Here is a 3158-nt window from a genome sequence, read left to right as displayed (position 1 = left end):
CCGCGGCCGCCGCGGGCATCGCCGCGCTGCTGCTCGGCGGCGCCGCCCTGCTGGTCGCCGCCGCGCTGCGCGCAGCGCGCGCCCCGGCCGTGCCCGCGGTGCCGCGCAGCGCGCTGTTCGACGCCGAGGAGCGCATCCACGCGCTCAACGTCGAACTCGCCTCGCTGCGCGGCGTGCAGCAGGAACTGATCGCCGCCAAGCAGGCGGCGGAAGCGGCAATGCTGGCGAAGAGCGAGTTCCTCGCCACCATGAGCCACGAGATCCGCACGCCGTTGAACGGCATCCTGCCGCTGCTCGACATCGTGCTCGGCACCTCGCTGACGCCGGAGCAGCGCGAGTACCTCGGCACCGCGCATCGCTCCGCGCAGGAGCTGCTGAACATCGTCGACGACATCCTCGACTACTCGAAGATCGAGGCCGGCAAGCTCGAGCTGGAGAGCGTCAGCCTCAACCTGCGCGACCTCGGCGACAGCGTGCTGGCGCTGATGCAGCGCGCGGCGGAGAGCAAGGGCCTGGCGCTGCGCTTCGCCATCGACCCCGAGGTCCGCCCGAACCTGCGCGGCGATCCGGTGCGTCTGCGCCAGGTGCTGACCAACCTGGTCGGCAACGCGATCAAGTTCACCGAGCGCGGCGGCGTCTCGGTGCGGGTCAGCAAGCGCGGCGACACACGCACCCACCACGAGGTGCTGTTCGCGGTGCGCGACACCGGCATCGGCATCGCGCCGGAGGTGGCCGAGCGCCTGTTCCGGCCGTTCACCCAGGCCGACGCCTCGGTGACGCGCCGCTACGGCGGCACCGGCCTCGGCCTGACCATCTGCAAGCGCCTGGTCGAGATGATGGGCGGGCAGATCGGCGTGCGCTCGGAGCCCGGCCGCGGCTCGGTGTTCTGGTTCAGCGTGCCACTGGCGAAGATGCCGGGCGACATCCCCGGCACGCGCCACGACCTCACCGGCCTGCGCGCGCTGGTCGCGGCCGATCCCGCCACCGCCCACCAGCTGGCGCCGTTGCTGGCCGGCCTCGGCATCCAGCACAGCCAGGTCGGCGGCGCCGCGGAGGCGCTGGCGCAGCTGCGCCATGCCGCGCCGCTGGGCCGCTCGTTCGCCTACGAACTGGTGGTGGTCGACCCTGCCACGGTGCGCGGCGACGCCCAGGCGCTGGTGCGCAACGTGCTGCGCGAGCCGCGCCTCGAACGCGTGCGCGTGCTGCTGCTCGGCGGCGGCCGCGCCGACGACGGCGGCGGCCGCGTCGCCACCTTGGCGCGCGTCTCCGACGAAGTCGGGCTGCGCGCCGCCCTGCAGTCCCTCTACGACATCGCCGACAGCAGGCCCGCGCCCATGCTCACGCCCGTATCGAAACCGCCGTCGCCGCCCCCCGCCGCCGGCGATGCGCCGCCGCGCCTGAACGGGCGCGTGCTGCTGGTCGAGGACCACCCGGTCAACCTGCAGGTGGCGAGCAAGCTGCTCAGCCGCCTCGGCCTCGAGGTCACCCACGCCGCGCACGGCGCCGAAGCGCTGGAGCACCTGGCGCAGCAGCGCTTCGATCTGGTGCTGATGGACTGCCAGATGCCCGTGCTGGACGGCTACAGCGCGACGCGCGAGCTGCGCCGTCGCGAAGCGGCGTCGGGCGCGCCGCGGCTGCCGGTGATCGCCATGACCGCGCACGCGATGGCCGGCGACCGCGAACGTTGCCTCGACTCCGGCATGGACGACTACCTGACCAAGCCGCTCGACCGCGCGCTGCTCGCCGAGACCCTGCAGCGCTGGCTGGGCGCGCGCGCGGTACCGGCTCCGCAGGAGGACGACCCCTTCGCCGACCTGCCGACCGCGGCGATGGCCGCGCCGGAACCCCCCGCGGCCGTGCCGGTGCCGCCGCCCGCGCGGCCGGCGGCGTCGCCCGCGGCCTCTGCCGCACTCGCGTCGCCGCCCGCCGCGCCGCGCGCGCCGGTGTTCGACGAGCCGATCCTGGACAACAGCGTGCTGGACGATCTCGTCGACATCATGGGCGACGAACTGCGCATGCTGGTGCAGGTGTTCCTCAACGACAGCCCGCAGCGCCTCGACGGCCTGCACGCCGCCGCCGCGCAGGGCGACATCGTCGGCCTGAGCGCCCATGCGCATGCGTTGAAGTCGGCGAGCGCCAACCTCGGCGCGCGCGCACTGTCGGCGCTGGCGAAGAGCCTGGAACTGGATGCGCGCGCGGGCCACGTGGCCGATCCGCCGGCGCGCGTCGCCGCGCTGATGGAGGCCTACGGCGCCACCGCCACCGCGCTGCGGCGCCGCTTCGCGCTGTAGGCGGAAAGCCGGGCGGAGTCAGCCGTCGAGCTTGGTCTGCAGGTAGGTGGTCTCGCCCAGCCGCTCGATCAGGCCGAGCTGCGTTTCCAGCCAGTCGATGTGCTCTTCCTCGGAGGCGAGGATGGCCTCGAACAGCTCGCGGCTGACGTAGTCGCCGACCTTCTCGCAATGCGCGATCGCCGCCTTGAGGTCGGGGTGCGCGGCCTGCTCCAGCCTGAGATCGCAGGCGAGGACTTCCTTCGGCGTCTCGCCGATCAACAGCTTGCCGAGATGCTGCAGGTTGGGCAGGCCCTCGAGGAACAGGATGCGCTCGATCAGCCGATCGGCGTGCTTCATCTCGTCGATCGATTCCTTGTACTCGTGCTCCGCCAGCTCCTTGTAGCCCCAGTTGCGCAGCATGCGCGCATGCAGGAAATACTGGTTGATCGCGGTGAGCTCGTTGTACAGCGCCTTGTTGAGGTGCTCGATGACGGTGGCGTCGCCCTTCATGGCGGTCTCCCGGCTGCGCGTAAGCGACGACTATAGCGCCGCCGCGCCGGACGGCAACGCGATGGGGGACGACGGGAAATCAGGCGGCCGCGGCGGCGGGCAGTTGCATGCAGGTCTCGGCCACGGCCTCGTTCAGCACCTGCCGCGCGAGCGCCTCGCAGCAGCCGCAGGTGGTCGAGCAGCCGGTGTGCGCCTGCAATTCGACGAAGCTGCGCACCCCGGCCTCGGCGGCACGGCGGATGTCGCGATCGCTGACGGAATTGCAGATGCAGACGTACATGGCGCGGGTCTCCGGGGCGCCATTGGAACGCAAATGAGAATGAGTGTCAAATGAGAGCGGCGCGGCGGGTACGGTTTCTCCGCTACGCACACGCCGGA

The 3158-nt window shown here is 72.2% G+C and carries 3 protein-coding genes; 1 reads left to right on the top strand and 2 read right to left on the bottom strand.

Annotated features, from left to right (window positions below; genetic code table 11):
• Positions 1-2291 (top strand): hybrid sensor histidine kinase/response regulator (locus MBSD_RS13530; protein WP_062537831.1); only part of this gene is annotated, 2291 nt, incomplete at its 5' end.
• Positions 2292-2309: 18 nt separating this feature from the next.
• Here the strand turns inward: MBSD_RS13530 and bfr are convergent.
• Both bfr and MBSD_RS13520 read right to left on the bottom strand, forming a co-directional pair.
• Positions 2310-2780 carry a bacterioferritin gene (gene bfr, locus MBSD_RS13525; RefSeq protein WP_062537830.1) on the bottom strand — a complete coding sequence of 157 codons (471 nt, stop codon included), beginning with the start codon at positions 2778-2780 and terminating at the stop codon, positions 2310-2312.
• A gap of 79 nt (positions 2781-2859) precedes the next feature.
• A partial coding sequence (locus MBSD_RS13520; RefSeq protein WP_425478117.1) for a (2Fe-2S)-binding protein occupies positions 2860-3158 on the bottom strand: 299 nt, incomplete at its 5' end.

Origin of the sequence: Mizugakiibacter sediminis, assembly GCF_000953855.2 — a bacterium.
In the GTDB taxonomy this organism is placed as follows: Bacteria; Pseudomonadota; Gammaproteobacteria; order Xanthomonadales; family Rhodanobacteraceae; genus Mizugakiibacter; species Mizugakiibacter sediminis.
This window is presented reverse-complemented; position numbering and strand designations above follow the sequence as displayed.